The following is a 21,540-nucleotide window of genomic DNA, read 5'->3' as shown; positions in this document are numbered from 1 at the left end:
GCGTACAGTCCCGTTGCCATGATGCAAAGTAATCTTCACATTTATGTTTTTGAATACACACTTTCTCCGTATGGTAGACAGTCCGGTCCGGGCGTATGGTGCGCTGTTCGTCGTCGTCGCGGCGGCGGTCAGCGGTGCCATCATCCTCTCGGGATTCGTCGCTATCGACTTCGTACTCGACACGGTCACGGTCTGGGGATACATGGCTGCGGTCGGCGTGATGGTCGTCTGTGCGGCGGTCAGTTGGCTGACCGACCTCCCCGGAATCCTGTCGAGCGAGTTCGGAAGCGGCGGACGGTGAGACGACGCTGAGGCTGCCACTACCGCGCGTTCGAAAAAGAACCCCTGTCGGGACGTTCCCCTGACGGGGGTGTTAGTCCCGAATCTCGACGAACAGCCGCTGTACGTCGACGATGTTGACCTCGCCGTTTCCGGAGAAGTCGAACGCGTCGGCGTTGTCGGTGATGCCCGGACTGTTCCGGTTCGCGAACATGGCCTGCACGTCGGAGACGGTCACGTTTCCGTCGCCGTTGATGTCTTCGAACGTTCCGTCGCCGTCCGGGTCAGTCGGCACGGCGTCCGATGCACCGACCGGCTCGAGCGCGACCGCGGTGAGGGTCGCGCCGCTCTCGGAGCCGACGTCGTATTCGGTACCCGGCTCGCTTCCCAGTACCGTCTCGGAGACTGCGAGTTCGGACGTTCCCGCCGACGTGAGTGTGACGTTCACGCGGGCGAAGGTGACGGTCCCGTTCTGCGCCGTGTCCATGCCGAACGCGTCGATTGCGACCGAGTCGTTCTCCGGGCCGTACGTCGCATTCGCTTCGAGCGGCGACCCGAGAACGGTCACGTCGGTAATCGTTCCCGCCGTGCCGTTCGTCAGGTTGAGCGTCGTTTCGAACGCGCCGACGCCGTCGGTGACGTTCGTCGCGACGAGGTCGACGGTCACCGTCTCGTTCACGCTCGCGGTCGTCGGCGTCGCGAGCGCGCGAACGTCGACCGCATCCGGCGTCGTGTTGCTCTCGTCGTCCTCGTCACCGTCCAACTGGACCGTCACGGTTCGGTCGTCGTCGAGCGAGAGCGTCTCGGTGGTCTCGATACCTTCGAGGTCGGTCGCGTTCGGCGGCGCTTCGACGGTCAGCCGAAGGTCGCCGACGAGTTCGACGCCGGGGCGACCGGTCGCGTCCAGCACCATCGTGCCGTTCGGAAGCGTGCTTCCGGAGACGAAGCCGACCGAACCGTTGTTGCGGTGGTCGACGGTGACGCGCGCGTTCTCGACCGCGTCGCCGCCGGCGTCGACGACGGAGACGTTGAGCTGGTGGGCCTCGGGGAGCGCGACTGTTCCGACGTCGTGCGGGGCGGCCCCCACGTCAATCGACGTCGCCGCGTAGACGTCCGGGACGCCGTCGCGCGGGAAGCTCGTTCCCTCCTCGGCGTACCGTTCCTGTCGGAACTTCACGTTGTAGGTCCCGTTTTCCGCGACGGACACGCCGAACGCCCCGTCGTCGGCCGTGCGGGCGAAGCCGCCGCCGGACGTACCGTTCGTATCGCCGAGGACGACCGCGGTCCGGTTGACCGCCGGTTCGCCGTCCGGCCGGACGAACCGACCGGTGACGTTCACTCGGTCGGTCAACTGAACCGTGAGGTTCGTGTCCGACGTGACGTTCAGCCGCGTCCCGACGAAGGTCTCGTTCGGGCCGTAGACTTGGACCTGCACGTTGCCGCCGTAATCGTTGGGGACCGCCTCCGGGCCGGCGACTTCGACACCCTGGGTCTGGCCGAAGATGAACTGGCCGTCACTAGCGGTCTGCCCGCTGACGGAATCGAACACGCGGTTCCCGCCGTACGCGACGACGACCGTCGCGTCGTCGGCCGGGTCGCCCTGCCGGTCGAGTACGGTCACGTTGAGGCGGTTGGCATTCGGTAGTTCATCGCTTCCGAGGTGCGTCGAGTCGTCGGCGTAGACGCGGTGGAGCGGGTAGAGGTCCGGCACCCCGTCGACTTGGCTACTCGGCTGGACGAACGAAACCTGATACGTTCCGCGGGCGGCCGTCAGGTCGTATTCGCCGTTCGGCCCGAGCGACGACACGTCGCCGTCGGGTGCGCCGAGACGAGTGTCGAGGACGACCTCACCGGGCGGGACGGTCCCGTCGGCGGCTTCAACGAAGCCGGTCAGATTCGCCGGCGACCCGTCCGTCTCGTTCGTGGCGAGCGTGAACGAGAGGTCCGTGTCGTTCGTCACGGTGACGCGCTGCCGTTGAATCGTGTCCTCGTACGCGTCGGACTCAACCGGCGGTGCGACCTCCACGGTCACGTTGCCGGTGACTTCCACGCCGGGCCGAGGCGCGTCGTTGATGATGAGTCGTCCGTTCGCATTCGTCCGGCCTCCGAACACCACTCTCGCGGAGCCGTTCGCGTGCGTGATTCGCAGCCGTGCGTCTTCGACCGCACTTTCGTTTTCGGCCGTCACGGAGACGTTGAGGACGTGGCCCTCGGGAATCTCGGCATCGACGGTCGTCGTCTGTGACGTGTTGATTCGGTCGACCGCGTAGATGTCCGCGACGCCATCGCGGGGCCACGCGTCGGCTCTGGAGGCCGACTCGCTCGCGTTGAACTGGTAGAACCCGACCTGGTACTCGGTGTCTTGGAGCACCGACTGGTCGAATTCGGCGATGTCCTGCGTCGTGTTGTAGAACCCGGAACCGTTCGTCGTTGCGGCGGCTGACGGGCTATCGAACGACTCGTCGAAGAACGCGACCGTGTCGTTGACCAGCGGCGTCCCGTTGGCCGTGGTTACGTGACCGGAGACGGACGTGGTCTCGCGGATCGGCTCTGCGTCCTGGTCGATGCTGATGTAGCCCTCTGCCGACGAGAGCCGACCGTCTGCGGTGACGGTCTGGACCATCGCCGAGTAGCTACCGGCTTCGGTCGTCGCCGGAATCCTGACCGACGCGTTCTCGCCCGGCGCGAACGTCCGGGTCGTGAGCACGCGTTCTTCGGCCTCTTCATCCCACGAATAGACGGTGAGCACGCCGCCCTCGACGGTCTCGTCGGGGACGTCGTAGTTAATTGTCACCGTCTCGCCGGGCGCGACTTCGGTGTAGCCGTTCCCGCTGTCAGTGACGTTGACGTCCACGACGTACTGGCTCAGCGACGGCGACGTCCAGTAGTTGAAGTCCCGCGTTCGGCTGTCGGCCGCGAGGGCGACCGAGAGCTGCGCGTCCGCGGGCACGTCGTAGGTGAACGACGCCTGCCCGCTCGCGTTCGTCGTCACCAACCCGGTCGCGAACACGCCGGCTCGCAGGCCGTTGCGTGCACCGACGTACGCGACAGGTGCGTTCGAGACGGGCGAGCCATCCGCGTCGATGAACGCTATCGAACCGTTCGCCGACTGGCCGGCTTCGGTTCCGAACTCCCCGTCAAGTTCGGTTTCGCCCTGCGAGATGTCCGTGTAGCCGTAGCCGACGACTGTGCTGTCGTCGACAGTTGTCGTCGCGCGCAGTCGGATGTTCCTGTTGTGGTAGTTCGCGAGCGACTGCGGCAGGTCGAACGAGACCGTTGCCGCGCCGGTGCTGTTCGTCGTTACGGTCCGGTAATCGAGAACTGTCGCGTCGACTCCCGAGAGCACGCGAACGTCCTGATTACTTACCGCCGTGCCGTTTTTCTCGACGACGACTGTCGCCGTCGCGCTTCCGTCCGGGCTGACGTCACCGCCCGTCCGGACTTCCACCTCGGCCGCCGGTTCGTCCGGCACCGGTTCGTCGTCTCCGCTCGTTCGGTTCTCGACTTCGAGTTCCGCGTCCTCGGCGATTCGGACGCCGTTCGTCTCGAGGGTGACGTCGTAGTGGACGCGGTACTCCGTCTGGTTCGCCGGCACGTCCCACGACGTCACGAACTGGCCGGCGGCGGTCGTCGTGAGCGTCTGGGTATCGAGGACCACGTCGCTCTCGTTTTCGACGCGCAGCGTTAGCTCCTCGTTCGCCAGCGGCTCGCCCGTCTCGGTGAGAACCGTCCCGGAAATCGACGCGCGCTCGCCCGGGCGAAGCTCCCACCAGTTCGGGATGTTGACGCTACTGATATACTCCGCCGAATCGATGGTCGCGCGCTCGGTTTCGCCGTTCGGTCCGGTCGCACGAACGACGTACGACCCCGTCTGTGTCGTCGTGAGATTGAGCCGAGCGAAACTGTCGGTCCCCGTCGTCACGTTCTGTTCAGTGACGCTCCCGTCGGGTGCCCGAATCTCGACGTGAACCGGGTCACCGGTGGTGGGTTCCCCGTCGACGCTCGTGTGAACGGCGACGCCCACGGTGCTGTTCTGCGGCGTCGTCTGGCGGTAGTACTGCGGGACGAGCTGGGCTCGCGCGCCAGCGGTAAAGCTCGCGTAGCCGGAGTACCCGCTCGTGTCCGACGTAACGAACACTTGGTACTCGCCGTCGTCGCGTCCGGCGAGGTCGTAGCTGACCACCGCCGTCCCGTCCTCACCGGTCGTCGCGTTGAACGTGTCCGTGCCGTTCGGCGTCTCGACTTCGACCGTGAGCGACGTGTTCGCCGGCACGTACTCCTCGGTCGTCACGTTCACCGCGCTCACGCGGATGTCGACAGTCCCGTCGCTGTCGTACGACGGTTCGCCGTACTCGTAGGCGACACTTGCCCCTACGTCGATCTCCGGTTCCGAGTCGTGACTGAACGAACTGAGGAGTTCGTCGGACGACTCGGCGTCGGTCGCCGTGACCGTCGAATCGTCCGAGAGCTCGACGCGTTCGGTCTGCTTCTGGATGCCGTCGTCGGTCCGCGTGTAGGTGACGACGAGATACTCCCCGCGCGGGAGCGACGACGTGTCCACGTCACCCCCTTCGAAGTGGTAGTCTGCCCCCGAGCCCGTGTCGATGAACACCACCTCGAGGACCCCGCTTTCGTTTATCGGTTGTACCTCTGTATCCGGTTGCTGCTGTATCTCCTCTGCCGCACTAACCCCAACCAATGCGACCGAGCAGACGAACAGCACTGCCCCTAGTGTAACTGCTATCCGTGCTCGCATCGCTCGCAAGTGTTTATCGAAATAGTATAATTGTATGGTTCGTTGGAAACAATTGACTGTCCCGCGTTTTCGACGGACTCCGCGGCTTTCTACTGACCCCTTTCGAGAACCGTTCTCGAGGTCTCTCAGAGCGGAGTCGATAGGTATAATGACTCTAACATTGTTACACCACTGTGCGACTTGGTAACGATACTTTCCCTCTCCGACTCGTCGACGCTGATGAACACATCGACTGTCACTCGGAGAAACAATTATTGGCTGTCACATGGACTTCCAACCGAATGAGTGCCTTCAGTACCCGTGAACGTGCGGATTCGTAGGTGCTGACAAGAACGTTCCATACAATATGGTGGCTACACACTACGAAGTGGGTGAAACAGTACCTGCGGACATCTGCTCGGTCCCCGCCGAGGAAGAAGAGATAACGTTCGCCGTCTCCGTCGACGTCTACGACGGATACGGGAGCGCCAAGCACGTCTATCCGACAGAGCAAGTCGAACGCGTCTGGGACCTGTTCGTCACGAACACCGAAACCGACGAGGTGGTGGTCGAAGACGAAGTTCGGCTCTACACGATTCCCCACGACGCGCTCCGCTGAGTGGGTCGTGGTCGCACGCTCGCTCGCCTCCGCGTCCTGCCCGAGTCGCGAACCCGAGTCGCGTTCGACGACCGTCCGCAGGGGCCGAAATATCCGAGAGCTGACTATGTACCGAACGGTCAGAGACTCGCGGACGTACCACCGAACCGACCAGACAAACCTGCGACAGCTATGCGCGACCGCGCGACGACGGCCGCATCGGTTCGGACCGGTCGTGGGGTGTCGATGCCGAACCGTTCGCGTACAGACGGCTCACGCGGCGCGTCAAGTGGCCGTGGTCAGAACTCGGAGACCGTGCCCAGACTGTGGCGCGGTGAGTCGACAGTCGGAGAACTCCCGTGTCAAACGTATCAATCTATCAGTTAGTTATGCGAGTTGAGTAATAATTATCACGGTGCTCGTTGGACATATGGCTGAAACTTGAGCAGTACGCCTTCCGGTGTATGGGTAGGGAGCGATACTGCTTATAGTATCGAAAAATCGTGTGGGTTGTCAACGCATGGCCAAAGAGAGATACGATGCAGGGGAAACCGTACCGTCGACCATCTGTACAATCGCCGACGACGAAGACGGCCTGACGTTCGGGGCGACAGTCGAAGTCGACGAGGGAGAGGTTGCGTTCGCCGTTCCGGTTGAGGTCTACCACGGCTACGGAAGCGCGAAGCACATCTATCCGGTCGAGCAGGTCGAAGACGTTTCGGACCTGTTCGCGACGGAGAGCCACTTCGAGGAGGTGACCATCGCGGAGAACGTGCAGTTGTACACGATGCCGCACGAGTCGCTCCGCTGACTGCGCGGCGCGCGAGTCGGCCTCCGCGTCGACCGCGACCCGCCTCGCTCCGCTCGTTCGCCTCCTCGTCGTGAAATCCCGGTTCTGTGTCTCCGTATTCTACATCATTATTTCTACGCGCGTCTCTGTCGGAGCGAAGACTCTACCTACCTCAGCGTTCCCATCACGAGCAATGACGCTCGAAGACGACGCCCGGGACTACCATCGACGGCCGCCCGCGGGAAAAGTGGAGATAGCGACGACGAAGCCGACGAACACGCAGCGCGACCTGAGCCTGGCGTACTCGCCGGGCGTGGCCGCGCCGTGTCTCGACATCGCCGACGACGAGACGGCGGCCTACGAGTACACGGCGAAGGGCAACCTCGTCGGCGTCGTCTCGAACGGCTCCGCGGTGCTCGGCCTCGGCGACATCGGGGCGCAGGCGTCGAAACCGGTGATGGAGGGCAAGGGCGTGCTGTTCAAGCGCTTCGCCGACATCGACGTGTTCGACGTCGAGTTCGACCACGACGACCCCCAGGCGTTCGTGGAGTCAGTCGCCGCGATGGAGCCGACGTTCGGCGGCATCAACTTGGAGGACATCCGCGCGCCCGAGTGCTTCGAAATCGAGGAGTCCCTGCGCGACCGGATGGACATCCCCGTGTTCCACGACGACCAGCACGGCACGGCCATCATCTCCGGTGCGGCGCTACTCAACGCCGCCGACATCGCGGACAAGGAGCTGTCGTCGCTGAACGTCACCTTCTCGGGGGCGGGCGCGGCCGCGACCGCGACGGCGCGGTTCTACGTCTCGCTGGGCATCCCACACGAGAACATCACGCTGTGCGACATCGACGGCGTTCTCTCGGAGTCGCGGGCCGAGGCCGGCGAACTCGACGAGTACGCCGAACCGTTCGCCCGCGGCGTCGACGACGGCGACCTCGAAGACGCAATCGAGGGCGCTGACGTGCTCGTCGGCCTCTCGGTCGGCGGCATCGTCAGCCAGGAGATGGTGCGGTCGATGGCCGACAACCCAATCATCTTCGCGATGGCCAACCCGGACCCCGAAATCGCCTACGAGGACGCGAAGGACGCCCGCGACGACACGGTCATCATGGCGACCGGGCGCTCCGACTACCCGAATCAGGTGAACAACGTCCTCGGGTTCCCGTTCATCTTCCGCGGCGCGCTCGACGTGCGCGCGACCGAAATCAACGAGGAGATGAAGCGCGCGGCCGCCGAGGCGCTGGCGAACCTCGCCCGACAGGACGTGCCCGACGCGGTCGTCAAAGCTTACGGCGACGGCCCGCTGCAGTTCGGCCCCGACTACCTCATCCCCAAGCCGCTCGACCAGCGCGTCCTCTACGAGGTGACGCCCGCCGTCGCCGAGGCGGCCATGGAGAGCGGCGCGGCCCGCCGCGAGCGCGACCTCGACGACTACCGCGAGGAGTTGGAGGCCCGCCTCGGGAAGTCCCGCGAGATGATGCGCGTCGTCCTCAACAAGGCGGCGACGAACCCCAAGCGGGTCGTTCTCGCCGAGGGCGAAGACGAGAAGATGATTCGCGCCGCGAGTCAGTTGGTCGAAGAGGGCATCGCCGAACCCATCCTCGTCGGCCGGACGAAGGAGATTCTCCGCACCGCCGAGGACCTCGGTCTCGATTTCGACCCGACCATCGCCGACCCCGAAAGCGGCGAGTGGAACCACTACGTGGACCACCTCTACGAGCGCCGCCAGCGCAAGGGCCTCACCCGGACGGAGGCTGCCGAACTCGTGCGGAGCGATTCGAACTACTTCGCCAGCGTGATGGTCGCCATGGACGACGCGGACGCGATGCTGACCGGTCTCACGCATCACTACCCCTCGGCGCTCCGCCCGCCGCTGCAGATTATCGGCACGGCCGACGACGCCGACTACGCCGCCGGCGTCTACATGCTGACGTTCCGGAACCGCGTCATCTTCTGCGCCGACGCGACGGTCAACCTCGACCCCGACGAGAACGTGCTCGCCGAGGTGACGAAACACACCGCCGAACTCGCCCGGCGGTTCAACGTCGACCCCCGCGCGGCCCTGCTCTCGTACTCCGACTTCGGGAGCGTCACCAACGAGGGGACGCGCAAGCCCCGCGACGCGGTCGAACAACTGCACGCCGACCCCGCCGTTGACTTCCCGGTCGACGGCGAGATGCAGGCCGACACCGCCCTCGTCGAGGAGATGCTGACCGATACCTACGACTTCGCGGAGCTCGACGACCCCGCGAACGTCCTCGTGTTCCCGAACCTCGAAGCGGGCAACATCGGCTACAAACTGCTCCAGCGTCTCGGCGGCGCGGAAGCTATCGGCCCGATGCTCGTCGGCATGGACAAGCCGGTCCACGTCCTCCAGCGCGGCGACGAAGTGAAAGATATCGTCAACTTGGCCGGTGTCGCCGTGGTGGACGCCCAAGAGGAGTAACGCGCTCCGAGCGGCGTCGAGCCACCTCGGCCGGCCGCGGCGGCCACTCCGTCGTGTCAGCACGAGAAATTAAATACGTTCAGCCGAGTCAGGGTGTATGGTCGAGTTGGGTACACACACGTCGGCGTCGGAGCGCCGGTTCGCACTCGGGTGGGTCGGGATGGCCATCGTGATGTCGCTCGCGGTGGCGGCCATCGATTTCCTCGAACTGCCGTTGCAGACGGTGTACGTGTTCGCGGCGGGCGTGACGCTTCGGGAGGTCATCGGACTGGCCGTCTGGCTGCTCCGACGCTGACGGCGGGCGGAGAACAGCTATATCGACGTCGTTCGAACGTTCGCGCGTGCCATCACGTCGCCTCGTTCTCGGGTCGTTCGCCTCGCTTTTCGCCGGCTGTAGCGCGTCGCCGTCGCCGCCGACGACGCCCGATTCGCCGACGACGCGAGCGGAGCCGGAGTCGCCGACGGCGACGTCGTCCCCTGACCCCTACGAGTCCCATCTCGCCTCGTTCGGACGGTTCCTCGACTCGGAGTCGGTGGCGCTCGCGGAACTGACCGCCGACGAACGGGCGTCTGTCGTCTCGCTCACTTACGAGAGCGACGCGCGCAGCACGGACCGCCTCAGCAACGAAATCGGGACCGTCGCCGGCGGGTTCTTCAGGGAGGTCGCCGCGGGGTGGACCGCGTCGCGGCTCGAAGCGACCATCGTCGCGGCCGCCGCCGACTCGGGCGCGGTCGTCGCCCGCTGGCGCGCCGAGTCCGCGTGGTTCGACGCCTACGACCGCGGCGACATCAGCGCGGACGAGCTATCGCTCCGGGTATTGCAGACTCTCGAACGAGCGTAAACCGAGAACGCGGGTCGACGAGACCGCGCGCCTGCGAGTCGCTGCTCGCGACGCCCCGCACCTACGTCCGTCGCCGAGCGAGTGCGACGAGCGCCGCCAACGCCGCCGCGAGCGCTGCGGTCACCGCACCGAAGCCGGGGGTACTGGTCCCGGTCGTCGCCGGTTCCGACTCGGTCGTCGCGGTCGGCGTCGGCGTCGACTCGGCGTCGACCCGGAGCGTTCCGGCCGAGACGCCGTCCACCGCGACGTCGTAGCGCCCGACGGCGTCGGCTGTGACCACGAACTCGACGGACCGCGTCTCGCCGGGGGCGAGGTCGAGCGTTCGCGACTCGCTGACCGCGCCGTCGACCGTCAGGTCGACTGTCGTCTCGCCGCGGGTCTGGCCGGTGTTTTCGACCGTCGCGGTCACGGTGACCGAGTCGCCGACCACCACCGAGGACGGCAGGGGCCCCGTCGTCACCGCGAAGGCCGCCCCGGCGGGCGCGGGGGCGAGCGCGAACACCGAGAGGCCGGGCGAGACGGCGGTGAATCGAACCTCGTCGTCGGTCTCGCCGGCGACGCCCGTCGAGAGCGCCCGCCACTCGCCGTCGCTGTAGCGGTAGAGCCGGAGGTCGGCCGGGTCGAGGTCGCGGTCCGTCAGCGTCGCCTTCGAGACGGAGACGGTGAAGTTCACGCCGGAGATGGCGCTGTCGTCCACGTCGTGGGCCACGTCGAGGTACGAAAGCGGCCCCCCGTCGAGCGCCGGCGTCCCGTCCGGCACGGAATCGAGCGCCCGCACCGTGAGTTTCGCGTCCGACTTCGCGCCGAGCGTAAGCGAGAGGCCGTCGACCCGGACGCCGCCGCGCTCGACGCCGGAGAGGTCGACCTCGACCGGCGCGCCGGGCTTCGCGTTTCGGATGTCGACCGCGAGGCCGCCGTTACTGGCCGACGTGCGAACCGACGTCCGCGCGCCGCCGGAGTTGGAACCGCCCGACGAGCCGCCGGTGTCGTCGTCGCTCTCGCCGCCCGGGTCGTCCGGGCTGTCCGTCGTGTCGCCGCCGTCGGTCTCGCCGCCGTCGGAGCCGCCGGTCACCTCGACGGACGCGTCGGCCGTCGTGCGCGTAATCGCCGACCCGTCCGCGTCGGCGAGGGTGTCGACCTCGACGCCGAGCGTCGCGTCGCCGGCCGACTCGCCCGTCACGTCGAGCGCCGCGAGCGCGACGTCGCCGGTCGGGCCGGACCGGGCGTCGGTGTAGCCGACGATTCTGAGGACGCCCGATTCGGGCGCGGCCGTCTCGACCGCGAAGTCGCTGTCGGCGACGCGCACCGAGACGACCGAGGGGTCGTAGGTGACGTTGACTGCGAACGCGCCGACGCCCGCGCCGGCGGGAACGTCCGCGGCCCGCAGGGTCGCCGTCGCCGTCTCCTCCAAGCCGACCGAATCGACGCCCGCGACGGAGACGGTCGCCGAAGATGCCGCGCCGGCCGCGGAGACCGCAGCGAACGGTGCGACGCCCGCGAGGACGACCGCGCAGACGACCGCCGCGACGACGACGCGCCGCGCGAACGCGAGACGGCTCATCGCGCACCTCCGTAGTCGGCGGTGCGGTTGCCGGCGTCGTACTGGGCGACGAGCATCGCATCGACCGCCGTCACCTCGCCGTCGCCGTCCACGTCGCCGTAGGGGTCGCCGTCGTCGACCGCGGCGACCGCGGCCGCGATATCCGCGGCGTCGCCGTCGTCGACGGTCCCGTCGCGGGTCGCGTCGCCGACCGGGAAGCCGACGAACTCGATGGCCACGTCGAGCAGGCCGGGCGAGTCGAGGGCGACGGTCGTGGTTCCACCATTGCGGCCGGGCGCGACCTGCTGGCCGTCCACGGTGGCCGTCACGTCGTGGTAGCCCGACGGGAAGGCAGCGGGGTCGGCGACGCCGACGACCGCCCGGCCGTCGGGCACGTCCGCGAGGAACGCGACTTCGAACCGCGCGCGGGCGGTGGCGTTGCCGGCCTCGGTGACGGCGCTCTCGGCGCTGCCGTTCGCGACGGCCGACTGTGCGTCGGTGGCGACGACGACCGCGGGGTCGTCCAGCGAGCCGTGGCGGTAGGTCACGTTGGTCTCGCCGCCGGCGACGACCGAGACGTTCAGCGCCGGGTAGGTCGCGCCGCCGACGCTGACGGAGACGGTGTGGTCGCCCGCGGTCACGTCGTCGCGGACGGTGGCCCCCGCGCGGTCGGTGCCGTCGACGGTGACGGTCGCGCCCGACGCCGGGTCGCCCGCCTCGTCGAGCACGTCCACGGAGAGCGCGCCGGTGGCGACAGCGGTCGCGGTCGTCTGCGCGCGGACGTTGTTCGACTCGTTGTACAGGGGGCGCACGTCAGCCCGAACGGTGCGCTCGCCCGCCGACTCGACGGTGACGGTGAAGACGTAGGTCCGCGACTCGCCCGCCGGGACGTTCCGGCCGTAGACGAACAGCGAGTCCCCGCTCGTAATCGTGCTGTTCTGGACGGCCCACGTCCGGGTTCCGTCGGTCGATTTCACCACTGGATTCGGGTCCGCCGGGGCCGACAGCCCGGCTTCGAGGGGGACCTCGACGATGGGGCTGAACAGGTCCGTGCCGCTCGCCGTGTTGTCGACGGTCACTTCGAGTCGGTTGTCGCCGACGTGGAAGTCGGCCGGCGCGTCGATTGAGACGCCGTAGCCGGCCGCGGCCGCGGTGGGCGCGGAGACGCCGGCGACGACGACCGCGACGAGCAGGAGTCCCGTCACGGCGCGTGCGACGGACATCTCAGGCACCTCCCTCGTTCGCGGCGTACTCGTCGCGGGCGACGAGTTGGTCGTTTTCGAGACCGACGACGAGCACGCCCGTCCCGGTCGTATCGACCTGCACGGTTATCGGCCCGTCGGCGTTGTCCCGGAGCGTCTGGAGTTCGCTCTCGGTGAGTTCGACCGAGTCGAGCGCGTCGGTCGAGTCCACGTCGATGGTCTTCGTCACGAGCGCCGGGGTCGACTCCGTGCCGAAGGTGACGGTCACGTCGTGGGTCGGGTTCGAGCCGCCCTGTCCGAGCGTCAACAGCGTGTTGATTGCGAGGGCGGTCGCGCGGGTGTAGCCCCACGACCCGCGGTCGTCGTAGACGGTGACGAGGTAGGTCTGGCCGGCCTGCACGGAGGCGTTCGTGTTCTCCAGTCCGGTCGCGTTGAGCGCCATGAGCGCGTACGCGGTCGTCTCGGAGGTGGTGCCGACGTCGCTCCACGAGGCGGAGCGACGTTGCGACCACGCCCCGCTGTCGGCTTGGTTGTCGAGCAGCCACGCCCGGCCGTCGTCGATGGCCGTCCGGACGGGAGCCGTCTCGACGCCCGAGGCTTCGAGGCCCCAGACGGCGAGCGCGGTGGACATCGTGTTCGGGGTGGAACCGTCGCCCCACGCGCCGTCGGCGCGCTGGGCGGTCACGAGGTAGCTCGCGGCGTCGCCCCGGAGTTGGTCTGCGGTCGCTGCGGCGGTCGCGTTGTACGGGCCGGCCTGGTCGAGGGCGACGAGGGTGAACCCGGTCATGGCGGCGTCATCGTCGAAGTAGAACTTGTCGTTGCGGATGCGGCCGTCGGCGGCCTGTTCGTCCGCGAGCCACGCGACGGTCGCGTTAGCGTCTATCCGGTCGAGGTCGGCGCGGACCGGCGCGCGAGCGCTCTGCACGGGGTCGTTTCCGACCGCGCTCGTGCCGAACAGCGCGTAGGCCGTGTAGAACACGTCGCCGTCGGGGTCGTTGCCGTACATGCTCCACGAACCGTTCTCGTGTTGCGCGTCCTGTCCGGTCGTCAGACGGGCGACGCCCGCGTCCACGCTGGCGTTGATTTGGCCGGTGTCGTATCCGCCGGGTGCGGGGTTGCGCCGGTAGTACTGGCCGGTGTACAGCGCCCCGAGCATCGGCGAGGTCGTCTGCTCGACGCAGGCGTGGGGGTACTCCACGAGGTAGTCGAGCCCGGCGAGCGTCCGCCCGTCGGTCCCGAGGTGCGTGGAGATGGTCACCCCGTGTTCGTAGGTCGTCTCGTTGCGGAGGGTGAGCGTCGCGGAGTCGCTCCCCGTGCCGGTGAAGTTCACCGCCGCCGTGTCGACCACGCGGGTCTTCGGGCGCTCGACGGGGAGGCGTTCGGTCGCCGTCTCGTTCTCACCGCGGGCGCTGAGGTTCAGTTCGAGGTCGTAGGTCGCGTCGCGGTTCGCGGTGGCGACCACGGTCCACTCGAAGTACGTTCGGTCGTCGGTGTCGTACTTGGTCGCGGTCTCGCCGGGCGCGAATTCGAGGCCCGCCGGGAGCGACAGGTTCGCGGTCACGTTGCTCTCGTAGTTGCTGTAGCCGCGGCCGTAGACGGTGACGTTCCGGCCGACCTGCACCGGGTCGGCGGCGGACAGCCGTCCGCGGAGTTCGTACGGCTGGCTCGTCGTCACGTCGCGGTCGGCGTTGCCGCGCGGGGCGTCGGGGTCCGCGACGGAGGCGACGAGCGTGTGCCGCCCGGTCGCGAACGTGTGATTCCGCGTGAAGACGGCCGTCTCGCGTGGGTCGAGCGCCGGCACGGCGAGCGTCTCGTTCGACGACCCGTCGCCGAAGTCGAGCTCGGCGGTGCGGGCGTCGCTCGGGGCGTTCCCGTAGTTCCTGACGTAGACACGCGTCTCGGCGGCCTCGGTCGGGATGACCCGCCACGGGGCGTTGACGGTGAGTCGGAGGTCGGCGTAGCTGACCTCGGTCGTCGCCGTGGTTCGATTGTCGGTCTCGTCGCCCTCGGCGACCGCGCCGTCGGGGTCCGAGACGGCGACGAGTTCCACGTCCGGATACGCCGAACTCAGGTTGCCGCGGAGCCAGTCGGTGAGGTCGACCGTCACCGTCTCGTTCGCGCCGGCGGCGACGGTGCCGACGGCGCGGGTGTACGTCGTCGAGGCGTCGTCGTAGTAGCCGACGCGGGACCGCGCGACCAGTCGCACGTCGACGTCGGTCGCCTCGGCGGTGCCGTCGTTGACGACGGTGACGTTCGCGGTCACGCGGTCATTGCCGAGCGTCTGGGCGGGTTCGACCGAGATGCGCGGTTCGAGGTCGGGCGCGGCCGAGGCGTTCACGACGAGCGTCGTCGCGTTGCTGTTCCCGGACGCGTCGGTCGCGGTGACGGTGACGGTGTGTGCGCCCGCCGTCGCCAACGAGAGGTTCGTCCGGTTCGCGGCCGTCGTCACCGACTGCCCCTCGTCGGTCTCGAAGGTGTAGTTCGCGACGCGGTGGTTGTCGGTCGCGCTCGCGGCGACGCTGAAGTTCCCGCCGGTCCTGACTGGCGACGGCGCGCTCGCCGAGACCGTTGGCGGCACGCGGTCGACCACCGGAACGGTCGTCGAAAGCGTCACCAGCGTCTGTTCGGTCGTCCCGTCCAGCACCTCGACCGAGACGGACGCGTCCCCGAGCGCCGCGTAGGTGTGGTTCGTCCGGTTCGCGCTCGTGAAGACGGTCTCGCCGTCACCGAACGACCAACCGTAGCGAACGTCCGTCACGGACGCCGGGAGCGAGCGGTTGGTGACGGCGAAGGAGACGTTCGTCACGTTCACGTCGGCCGGCGTCGGGGCGACGCGGAGGTCCGCAGAGCCGATGTCGCGGACGGTCACGGCCGTCGTCGCGGTGTAGAGTTTGCGGTCGTAGCTGTCGAAGCCGGAGACGCGGGCCGTGTACGTTCCGGTCCGGTCGTACGCGTGCGAGACGTTCCGCGCCGTCGTCTCGGCGGTCGCGCCGTCGCCGAACGACCAGCGGTAGGTCTCGACGCTGTCGGCGTCGCCCGAGACGGTCGTCTCGAAGGTGACGTTCTCGACGGTACGCCGCGGGTCCGCGGGCGTCGCCGAGAGCGACCCCGAGACCGACGCGAGCGGTTCCACGTCGCCGAGTGCGACGAGCGAGCGGTTGATGTCCGACGACGACCCGGTCTGGACGTAGAGCCAGCCGTCGCCGCCGACGACCGCGCTCGCGACGGTGGTGTCGAAGCCGGGGGCGTCAAGCGAGTCGTTCCACACCGGCGCGCCCGTCTGCAGGTCGAGCGCGTGGACGGTGCCGTCGAACTCGGCGACGTAGACCGTGTCGCCGAGGACGGCCGGCGCGCCGAGGACGGCGCTGTCGGTGTCGTAGCTCCACGCGCGCGAGCCGTTCGTGGCGACCGCGACGACGCCCTTCTCGTCGTCGTAGAAGCCGCCGCGGGTGTCGACGACGATGCCGTCGGCGACGGCGGGCGACGAGCGGCTCTCGGTCTCGCCGGCGGCCACGGACCACAGTTGCGCGCCCGTGTCGGCGTCGAAGGCGACGAGCGAGCCGTACGTCGAGACGTAGAGGACGCTGTCCGAGACGGTGGGTGCCGCGCCGCGGTGGTTCGAGAGGCTCCGGTTCCACCGCTCGGTGCCCGTGTCGGCGTCGAAGGCGTAGAGGTGCGAGCCGAAGCCGGTGAAACGCGAGCCGTCCCACCCCTGCGTCACGTAGACGGTGCCGTTCGCCACCGCGGGCACGGCCTGCGCGTCACCGGTCGTTTCGAGTTCGGTCAGGTTCTTCCGCCAGCGGAGCGAGTGCGACCCCCGGTCGATGGCGTAGAGCGCGTCTTCGGCCTCCGAGACGACGTAGACCGCGTCGCTCGTCACCGTGGGCGCGGAGAGCCACTCGCCGTCGGTGAACAGACCGTCGCTGTCGGCCGGCACCGACACCGACCAGCGTTCGGAGCCGTCGGCCGCGTCGAACACGGTGAGCGTGTCGCGCTCGTTGTTCGCGGCGTCGTTGTGACTGCTCACGAACACCGAGTCGCCCTCGACGGTCGGGGGCGCGGTCACCTCGTCGGGGTAGGCGCTGGCGGACCACAGCGTCGAGCCGTTCGCGGCGTCGTAGGCGACGATTCCGTAGCCGCTGGCGACGAACACCCGCCCGTCAGCGAACGTCGGCGGCCGCGAGTAGAGCGTGGACGTGGTCTCGTTCCAGCGGACCTCGACGGGTCCCGCCGGGCCGACGCCGGCGACGTTCGCGCCGGTGTTGGCGTCGTCGTAGCCGAACTGCGGCCAGCCGTCGGTCGGCGCGGCGAACTCCTCGGCGGCGACGTCGACCGCCGCAGACGCCGTGAACAGCGGCGTTCCGTTCGCATTCGTCACGGTCACGGCGGCGTCGTAGGTACCGGGGTCGGCGTAGGCGTGGCTGGTCTCGTTGGCCGCGGTCGTCGCGTCGGCGGTCCCGTCGCCGTCGAAGTCCCACCGGTACTCGCCGACCGACTGGCCGGCCGCAAGCGAGACGTTCCGAACCGCGAACGCGACAGATTCGCCCTCGGTGAGGCTGTCGGGCGTGGCGACGAGCGTGCCGTTTCCGGCGGCCGTCACGTCGAGTCGGAGCGTGTCTTCGACCAGGAGCGCCTCCGTGCTGTTGTCGCGGACCCGCACGGTCGCGTTGTACGCGCCCGGCTCGGCGTAGGTGTGATTCGCCGTCGCGTTGGGGTGTCTCGTGTACGCGCGGTCGCCGTCGCCGAACGTCCACGTGTAGAAGTCGCCGTCGCCGACGCCGGAGACGTTCACGAGGGCGAACCGAACCGTATCGAGATTGGCGCGGGCGGGCGTCGGTGCGGCGGTGAGCGTGCCGTCTCCGGCCGTCACCGCGTCGAGCGTGAGCGACTCCTCGAAGAGGAACTGCTCGCTCCCGCTCCGCGCCGTGACGGCGACGGTGTGCGGGCCGGGGGCGGAGAACCCGGGGAGGACGAGGCTCGCGTTCGGATGCGTCGTGTACCCCGCGTAAGAGCCGTCGACCGTCCACGTGTAGAACGAGGGCGTCTCGCCCGTGATGTTCGACAGCGAGACGTTGACAGGCTCGCCGAGCGCCGGGGCCGTCTCGTTCGCCGTCATCGTCGCGCCCGGCTGTTCGGCCGATTCGAGCGTCACCGTCACCGTCTCGTCGCCCGTCACGTCGAGCTGTGTCGTGTAGACGCGCTGGACGTAGCCGCTCGACGACGAGACGGGCTCGCCTTCGAGTCCGCCGTCGTAGCTGAGTTGTCTCGGCGGGGCGACGGCGACGGTCACGTTGCCCGTGAGTTCGATTCCGGCCGTCCCGTTCGAGAGGTGGACGTCGCCGTCGGCCTCGGTGAGGAACCACTCTCCGAACTGCGAGGTGTTCACCGTCGCGCCGTTCGCGTTCGTGTGCTGGAAGGCCACGGCCGCCCCCGAGACGGGCGCGCCGGTCTCGTTGACGACCGAGAGGTTCACCACGTGCGCACCCGGAAGCGCCGCGTTCCCGAGGTCGGCGGTCGCGCCGGGTGACGCCCGCTGAAGCGCGAACACGTCGGGCGACCCGTCTCGGGGGAACGCGCCGGGAGCGCCGGGTTGCGACCCGTTGGCCGCGAGGTAACTCACGTCGTACGTGGCGTTCGATTGGAGGCCCGAGAGGTTGTACGCCCCCTGCGCCGAGAGTTCGTCGTAGCTCGGTTCACTTCCGTCGGTCGCGGCGAAGACGACGTCGCTTGCGGCGGGCGCGCCCGTCGCGCGGTCGACCGACCCCGCGAGCGACTGCCCGGCGGCCGCCCCCGAGAGCGCGACGAACGGACTCGCCAGCGAGACGAGGACGATAATCGTGAGCGATGCTGCCCCTACCTGGTGTCGATAACGTGTTGTCATGCCCCACCTTCGTCTCTCCGAAACCCGCGATAGCCACGAAATCCGGAACGATATCGTGTGTCATCATGGCGAGGCTATAATTCTGTGTTACTGGCCATACAGCGGTGTTTCAGGGCCTGAAACGACGTTTCGAACCGCGAATCATAGGCCGCCGAGTCGCGCCGCTGTCGGCTGTTCGACCGCGGCGGCGAGTCCGTCGCCTCAGAGGAACGCGTCGCGTTCGGCCGGCGTCGATTCGGTGCGATACCGCGTGTACGTCGAGTGGGCCCAGTCGACCACGGCGTCGGCCTCGGCGTCCAACACCGCTCGCGGGCGGCCGTGGTCGTCGACGACGCCCATGCCGACGCGGTCGGCGTCGAGAATCGAGAGGACGTACGGCACGCGCTCGTAGCGGTACAGAGAGACGTTGGGGGCGTCGAAGAGGTCGGCCAACTGCCCCGCGGTCTTCTCGCTTCGCGCCATCGCCTCGTAGGCCCCGTCGGTCATGATGACTTCGACGTCGACGTCGTCGTTCCGGCGGCGATGAACCGTCGCCAACACGTCGGGCGAGGCGGCGTGCGTCAGGATGCGAATTCGGTCGGCCGACTCGACGTGCGACACCGCGAGCCGAAGCGGGGCCTGCGGGTCGCTCGGCGTCGGCGTCACGACGGTCGCCGACGCGAGCGCGCCGAGACGGAAGCCGGGGTCGTCCAGCGGGAGCCACTGCAAGAGGTCGGCCTCCGCGAACGTCGTCGCCGCCTCGACGGTCGAGACGGCGGTCTGGAGCTGTTCGACCACGACCACACCGAGCGGCGTAATCTCGTAGTGTTCGCCCGTTTTCGAAACCCACTCCCGCTCGGTGAGCGACTTCATCACCCGCCAGGCTGTCGACCGTGACGTGTCGAGCGTCGCCTGCAACTCGCTCGCGGTCGCCGGTCCCTCGTCGAGCGCCCGGAGCGCCGCTAACCGGTTCGGTGAGGTGATGAGACTCCGAAGTTCGTCCACGACCCCGTCCATGGTAGACGATACGACACCGCCGTAATAGTGGTTCCCCTCTGCGTGGGTGCGAAACCACACGCGAACGAGGCTGTGTGCCGCGGAATCGCCGCCACCGCGTCAGTCGCGAACCCCCCGCCTCGTTCCCACCGCGAGCGAACGCACCTCAGCGGTTATGTGGGCTCGTTGAGAACATCGAACTATGTTCGACCGACTCCTCTTTCCGACGGACGGGAGCGACGGCGCGGACGCCGTCCTCGACCACGTCATCGACATCGCCGCCGCCCACGACGCGACCCTCCACCTGCTGCACGTCGCCCCGCCGGAGCCCGAGCGACGCCCGAACCTGCGCGACGAAGGCGACGGAGCGGCGGGCGAGCGCCGCCGAACCGACGGCGAGCGATTCGTGAGCGACGCCGCGGCCCGGGCGTCCCAGTCCGACGCGGCGGTCGTGACGAGCATCGAGCGCGGCGAGCCGTATCGGGTCATCACCGAGTACGCCGCCGAACAGGACGTCGACCTCGTCGTCATGCCGACCCACGGGCGGACGGGGCTGAGCCGCCTGCTCCTCGGGAGCACCACCGAGCGCGTCGTCCGACGGTCCGACGTGCCCGTGCTCACCGTCCGACCGGACGCGGCGACCGACCTCGCGTACCCCTACGCAGACGTGCTGACGCCCACCGACGGGAGCGCCTGCGCGACCGCGGCGGTCGCGTTCGGCAGCGAGTTGGCGGCGGCGACCGACGCCGCGCTCCACGCGGTCTCGGTCGTCAACGTCGCCGCCTTCGGCGCGGACATCCGCGGGCCGCTCCTCATCGACGAACTCGAAGAGCGGGCGAGCGACGCGGTCGAACAGGCGGGCGACGTGGCGGCCGCCGCGGGCGTCGAGACGGTCAGGGAGTCCGTCGGCCGCGACGTGTCGATTCACCACGGCATCCTCGCGTACATCGACGAACACGACGTGGACCTCGTGGTGATGGGAACCCACGGCCACACGGGCTTCGACCGCTACATGCTCGGGAGCGTCGCAGAGAAACTGGTCCGAACCTCGCCGGTGCCGGTGGTGACGGTCAGAGAGCCGCGAGACGAGTAGGTCGGGGCGTCGGGTGTCGGCCCGCGGTCGGCGGACGACGCCCGCGTCCGCCCGTCAGCTCCGAAGCAGGCTCGTGACGCCCGCGGTCTCGGCGATGACCCACCCGACGAAGACGAGATACGCCGCGCCGAGCGCGTAGCACTCCACCCGCGAGAGCGACAGGTCCGTCCGGAGCAGGCCGAACAGCAGGACGGTCGCCAGCGTCAGCACGCCCAGCATGGGGACGGCGACGGCGAAGTCGACCGGGACGCTCCCGACGATGAGGACGCCCACGGGGATGGCGACGAGCAGGTCGAACGTGTTCGACCCGAGGACGTTGCCGAGGCTCGTCGCGCTGTTGCCGTCGGCGGCCGAGCGGACGCTGACGAGCGTGTCGGGGAGGCTCGTCGCGGCGGCGACGACGGTGACGCCCGCGAGGAACGTCGGGACGCCGAAGGTCCCGCTGAGCGACTCGACGCTCCCGACCAGTTGCTCGACGCCGACGAGGATGACGAGGAGGCCGCCGAGGAGGCGCATCCACTCGCGACCGATGCCGTCGGCGACGCCCGCGTTCTCGGCTTCGTACTCCGAGACGTCCTGCCACTGGATGAACAGGTAGAGGCCGTAGAGGAAAAGCGGGATGAGCGCCACTGGACGGGTGAGCTGTCCGGTCAGCGCCGGGCCGTCGGGTACGGGGAAGTAGATGACCGCCAGCGAGAACGTGACGACGAGCGTGGCGACGGCGACCATGTAGAACTGCGCTTCCTTGTAGACGACCAGCCGGCTCGTTTCGAGGTCGCCGTCGGTGGCGAGCCCCGATAGCGCCGGAATCACGAGGATGTTGAAGATGGCCGAGCCGACGATTGCGCCGACGCCCATGTCGAAGACGCCCGCGGTGGCGGCGATGGCGACGCTGGCGAACTCGGGAAAGCTCGACCCGAGAGCGACGATGATGGAGCCCTGGACGACCGCGGGGAGGCCGTAGTACGCCGCGAGGTGGTCGGCGGACTCTTCGAGCCAGCCGCTGCCGACCCAGATGAGCCCGGTCGTCAGGAGAATCACGACGACGTTCGCGAGCGGCGACGACGGGACGAGACTGCCGAGGACCATTGGTACTCCCTTTCAGCGACGCGGAAAAAGAACCCACCGACACGGGGTGGTCGGCGGTGGGGGCCCG

Annotated in this window: 13 protein-coding genes; 7 read left to right on the top strand and 6 right to left on the bottom strand. The window is 68.4% G+C overall.

All coding sequences use genetic code 11. The annotated features are described in order from the left end of the window. The first annotated feature begins 70 nt into the window (after positions 1-70). Entirely contained in the window at positions 71-301 is a 231-nt protein-coding gene (locus DEQ92_RS14675) for a hypothetical protein (RefSeq protein WP_004976153.1), read from the top strand. Between the two features lie 72 nt (positions 302-373). On the opposite strand, the gene DEQ92_RS14670 is transcribed toward DEQ92_RS14675, so the two are convergent. Next, entirely contained in the window at positions 374-4,891 is a 4,518-nt protein-coding gene (locus DEQ92_RS14670; protein WP_233516880.1) for a dockerin type I domain-containing protein, read from the bottom strand. A 490-nt stretch (positions 4,892-5,381) separates the two neighbouring features. Here DEQ92_RS14670 and DEQ92_RS14665 point away from each other — a divergent pair, with 490 nt between their 5' ends. From DEQ92_RS14665 to DEQ92_RS14645, 5 genes are all read left to right on the top strand, one after another. Further along, entirely contained in the window at positions 5,382-5,633 is a 252-nt protein-coding gene (locus DEQ92_RS14665) for a hypothetical protein (RefSeq protein WP_004976149.1), read from the top strand. A gap of 499 nt (positions 5,634-6,132) precedes the next feature. Next, positions 6,133-6,423 (top strand): hypothetical protein, encoded by a 291-nt coding sequence (locus tag DEQ92_RS14660; protein ID WP_004976145.1) that lies wholly within the window; start codon positions 6,133-6,135, stop codon positions 6,421-6,423. A 172-nt stretch (positions 6,424-6,595) separates the two neighbouring features. Further along, positions 6,596-8,851 carry an NADP-dependent malic enzyme gene (locus DEQ92_RS14655; protein WP_115805286.1) on the top strand — a complete coding sequence of 752 codons (2,256 nt, stop codon included), beginning with the start codon at positions 6,596-6,598 and terminating at the stop codon, positions 8,849-8,851. A 97-nt stretch (positions 8,852-8,948) separates the two neighbouring features. Continuing rightward, a complete protein-coding gene (locus DEQ92_RS14650; protein ID WP_004976138.1) occupies positions 8,949-9,146 on the top strand; it encodes a hypothetical protein in 198 nt (65 codons plus the stop codon). A 46-nt stretch (positions 9,147-9,192) separates the two neighbouring features. After that, positions 9,193-9,693: a hypothetical protein gene (locus DEQ92_RS14645; protein ID WP_115821075.1), complete on the top strand. Its 501-nt coding sequence runs from the start codon at positions 9,193-9,195 to the stop codon at positions 9,691-9,693. A gap of 61 nt (positions 9,694-9,754) precedes the next feature. On the opposite strand, the gene DEQ92_RS14640 is transcribed toward DEQ92_RS14645, so the two are convergent. The 4 genes from DEQ92_RS14640 to DEQ92_RS14625 all read right to left on the bottom strand — a co-directional run bounded on the left by DEQ92_RS14640 (position 9,755) and on the right by DEQ92_RS14625 (position 19,312). Further along, on the bottom strand, positions 9,755-11,254 hold the full coding sequence (locus DEQ92_RS14640; RefSeq protein ID WP_115805285.1) for a PGF-pre-PGF domain-containing protein: 1,500 nt from the start codon (positions 11,252-11,254) through the stop codon (positions 9,755-9,757). Continuing rightward, on the bottom strand, positions 11,251-12,456 hold the full coding sequence (locus DEQ92_RS14635) for a hypothetical protein (protein ID WP_004976131.1): 1,206 nt from the start codon (positions 12,454-12,456) through the stop codon (positions 11,251-11,253). Before DEQ92_RS14635 ends, DEQ92_RS14640 begins: the two co-directional genes overlap by 4 nt. A 1-nt stretch (position 12,457) precedes the next feature. Beyond that, a complete protein-coding gene (locus DEQ92_RS14630; protein ID WP_115821074.1) occupies positions 12,458-18,316 on the bottom strand; it encodes a PKD domain-containing protein in 5,859 nt (1,952 codons plus the stop codon). Positions 18,317-18,517: 201 nt separating this feature from the next. Then, complete coding sequence (locus DEQ92_RS14625; RefSeq protein ID WP_004976123.1) at positions 18,518-19,312, bottom strand: winged helix-turn-helix domain-containing protein; 795 nt, start codon at positions 19,310-19,312, stop codon at positions 18,518-18,520. A 181-nt stretch (positions 19,313-19,493) separates the two neighbouring features. Between DEQ92_RS14625 and DEQ92_RS14620 the strand changes: the two genes are divergently transcribed. Further along, entirely contained in the window at positions 19,494-20,384 is an 891-nt protein-coding gene (locus tag DEQ92_RS14620) for a universal stress protein (RefSeq protein ID WP_115821073.1), read from the top strand. Positions 20,385-20,438: 54 nt separating this feature from the next. Here the strand turns inward: DEQ92_RS14620 and DEQ92_RS14615 are convergent, their stop codons facing one another. After that, a complete protein-coding gene (locus tag DEQ92_RS14615) occupies positions 20,439-21,473 on the bottom strand; it encodes a sodium:calcium antiporter (RefSeq protein WP_115821072.1) in 1,035 nt (344 codons plus the stop codon). Between the last annotated feature and the right edge of the window lie 67 nt (positions 21,474-21,540).

The sequence above is a fragment of the Haloferax sp. Atlit-6N genome, from assembly GCF_003383195.1.
GTDB lineage: Archaea > Halobacteriota > Halobacteria > Halobacteriales > Haloferacaceae > Haloferax > Haloferax gibbonsii.
The sequence above is the reverse complement of the archived record's forward strand: the minus strand, read 5'-3'. Positions and strand labels throughout refer to the sequence as shown.

Coding starts and splice junctions, on each gene's coding strand:
- DEQ92_RS14640 (WP_115805285.1), bottom strand. CDS start 11,254: ATGAGCCGTCTCGCGTTCGCGCGGCGCGTCGTCGTCGCGGCGGTCGTC.
- DEQ92_RS14660 (WP_004976145.1), top strand. CDS start 6,133: ATGGCCAAAGAGAGATACGATGCAGGGGAAACCGTACCGTCGACCATC.
- DEQ92_RS14635 (WP_004976131.1), bottom strand. CDS start 12,456: ATGTCCGTCGCACGCGCCGTGACGGGACTCCTGCTCGTCGCGGTCGTC.
- DEQ92_RS14625 (WP_004976123.1), bottom strand. CDS start 19,312: ATGGACGGGGTCGTGGACGAACTTCGGAGTCTCATCACCTCACCGAAC.
- DEQ92_RS14620 (WP_115821073.1), top strand. CDS start 19,494: ATGTTCGACCGACTCCTCTTTCCGACGGACGGGAGCGACGGCGCGGAC.
- DEQ92_RS14650 (WP_004976138.1), top strand. CDS start 8,949: ATGGTCGAGTTGGGTACACACACGTCGGCGTCGGAGCGCCGGTTCGCA.
- DEQ92_RS14615 (WP_115821072.1), bottom strand. CDS start 21,473: ATGGTCCTCGGCAGTCTCGTCCCGTCGTCGCCGCTCGCGAACGTCGTC.
- DEQ92_RS14665 (WP_004976149.1), top strand. CDS start 5,382: ATGGTGGCTACACACTACGAAGTGGGTGAAACAGTACCTGCGGACATC.
- DEQ92_RS14655 (WP_115805286.1), top strand. CDS start 6,596: ATGACGCTCGAAGACGACGCCCGGGACTACCATCGACGGCCGCCCGCG.
- DEQ92_RS14675 (WP_004976153.1), top strand. CDS start 71: ATGGTAGACAGTCCGGTCCGGGCGTATGGTGCGCTGTTCGTCGTCGTC.
- DEQ92_RS14630 (WP_115821074.1), bottom strand. CDS start 18,316: ATGACAACACGTTATCGACACCAGGTAGGGGCAGCATCGCTCACGATT.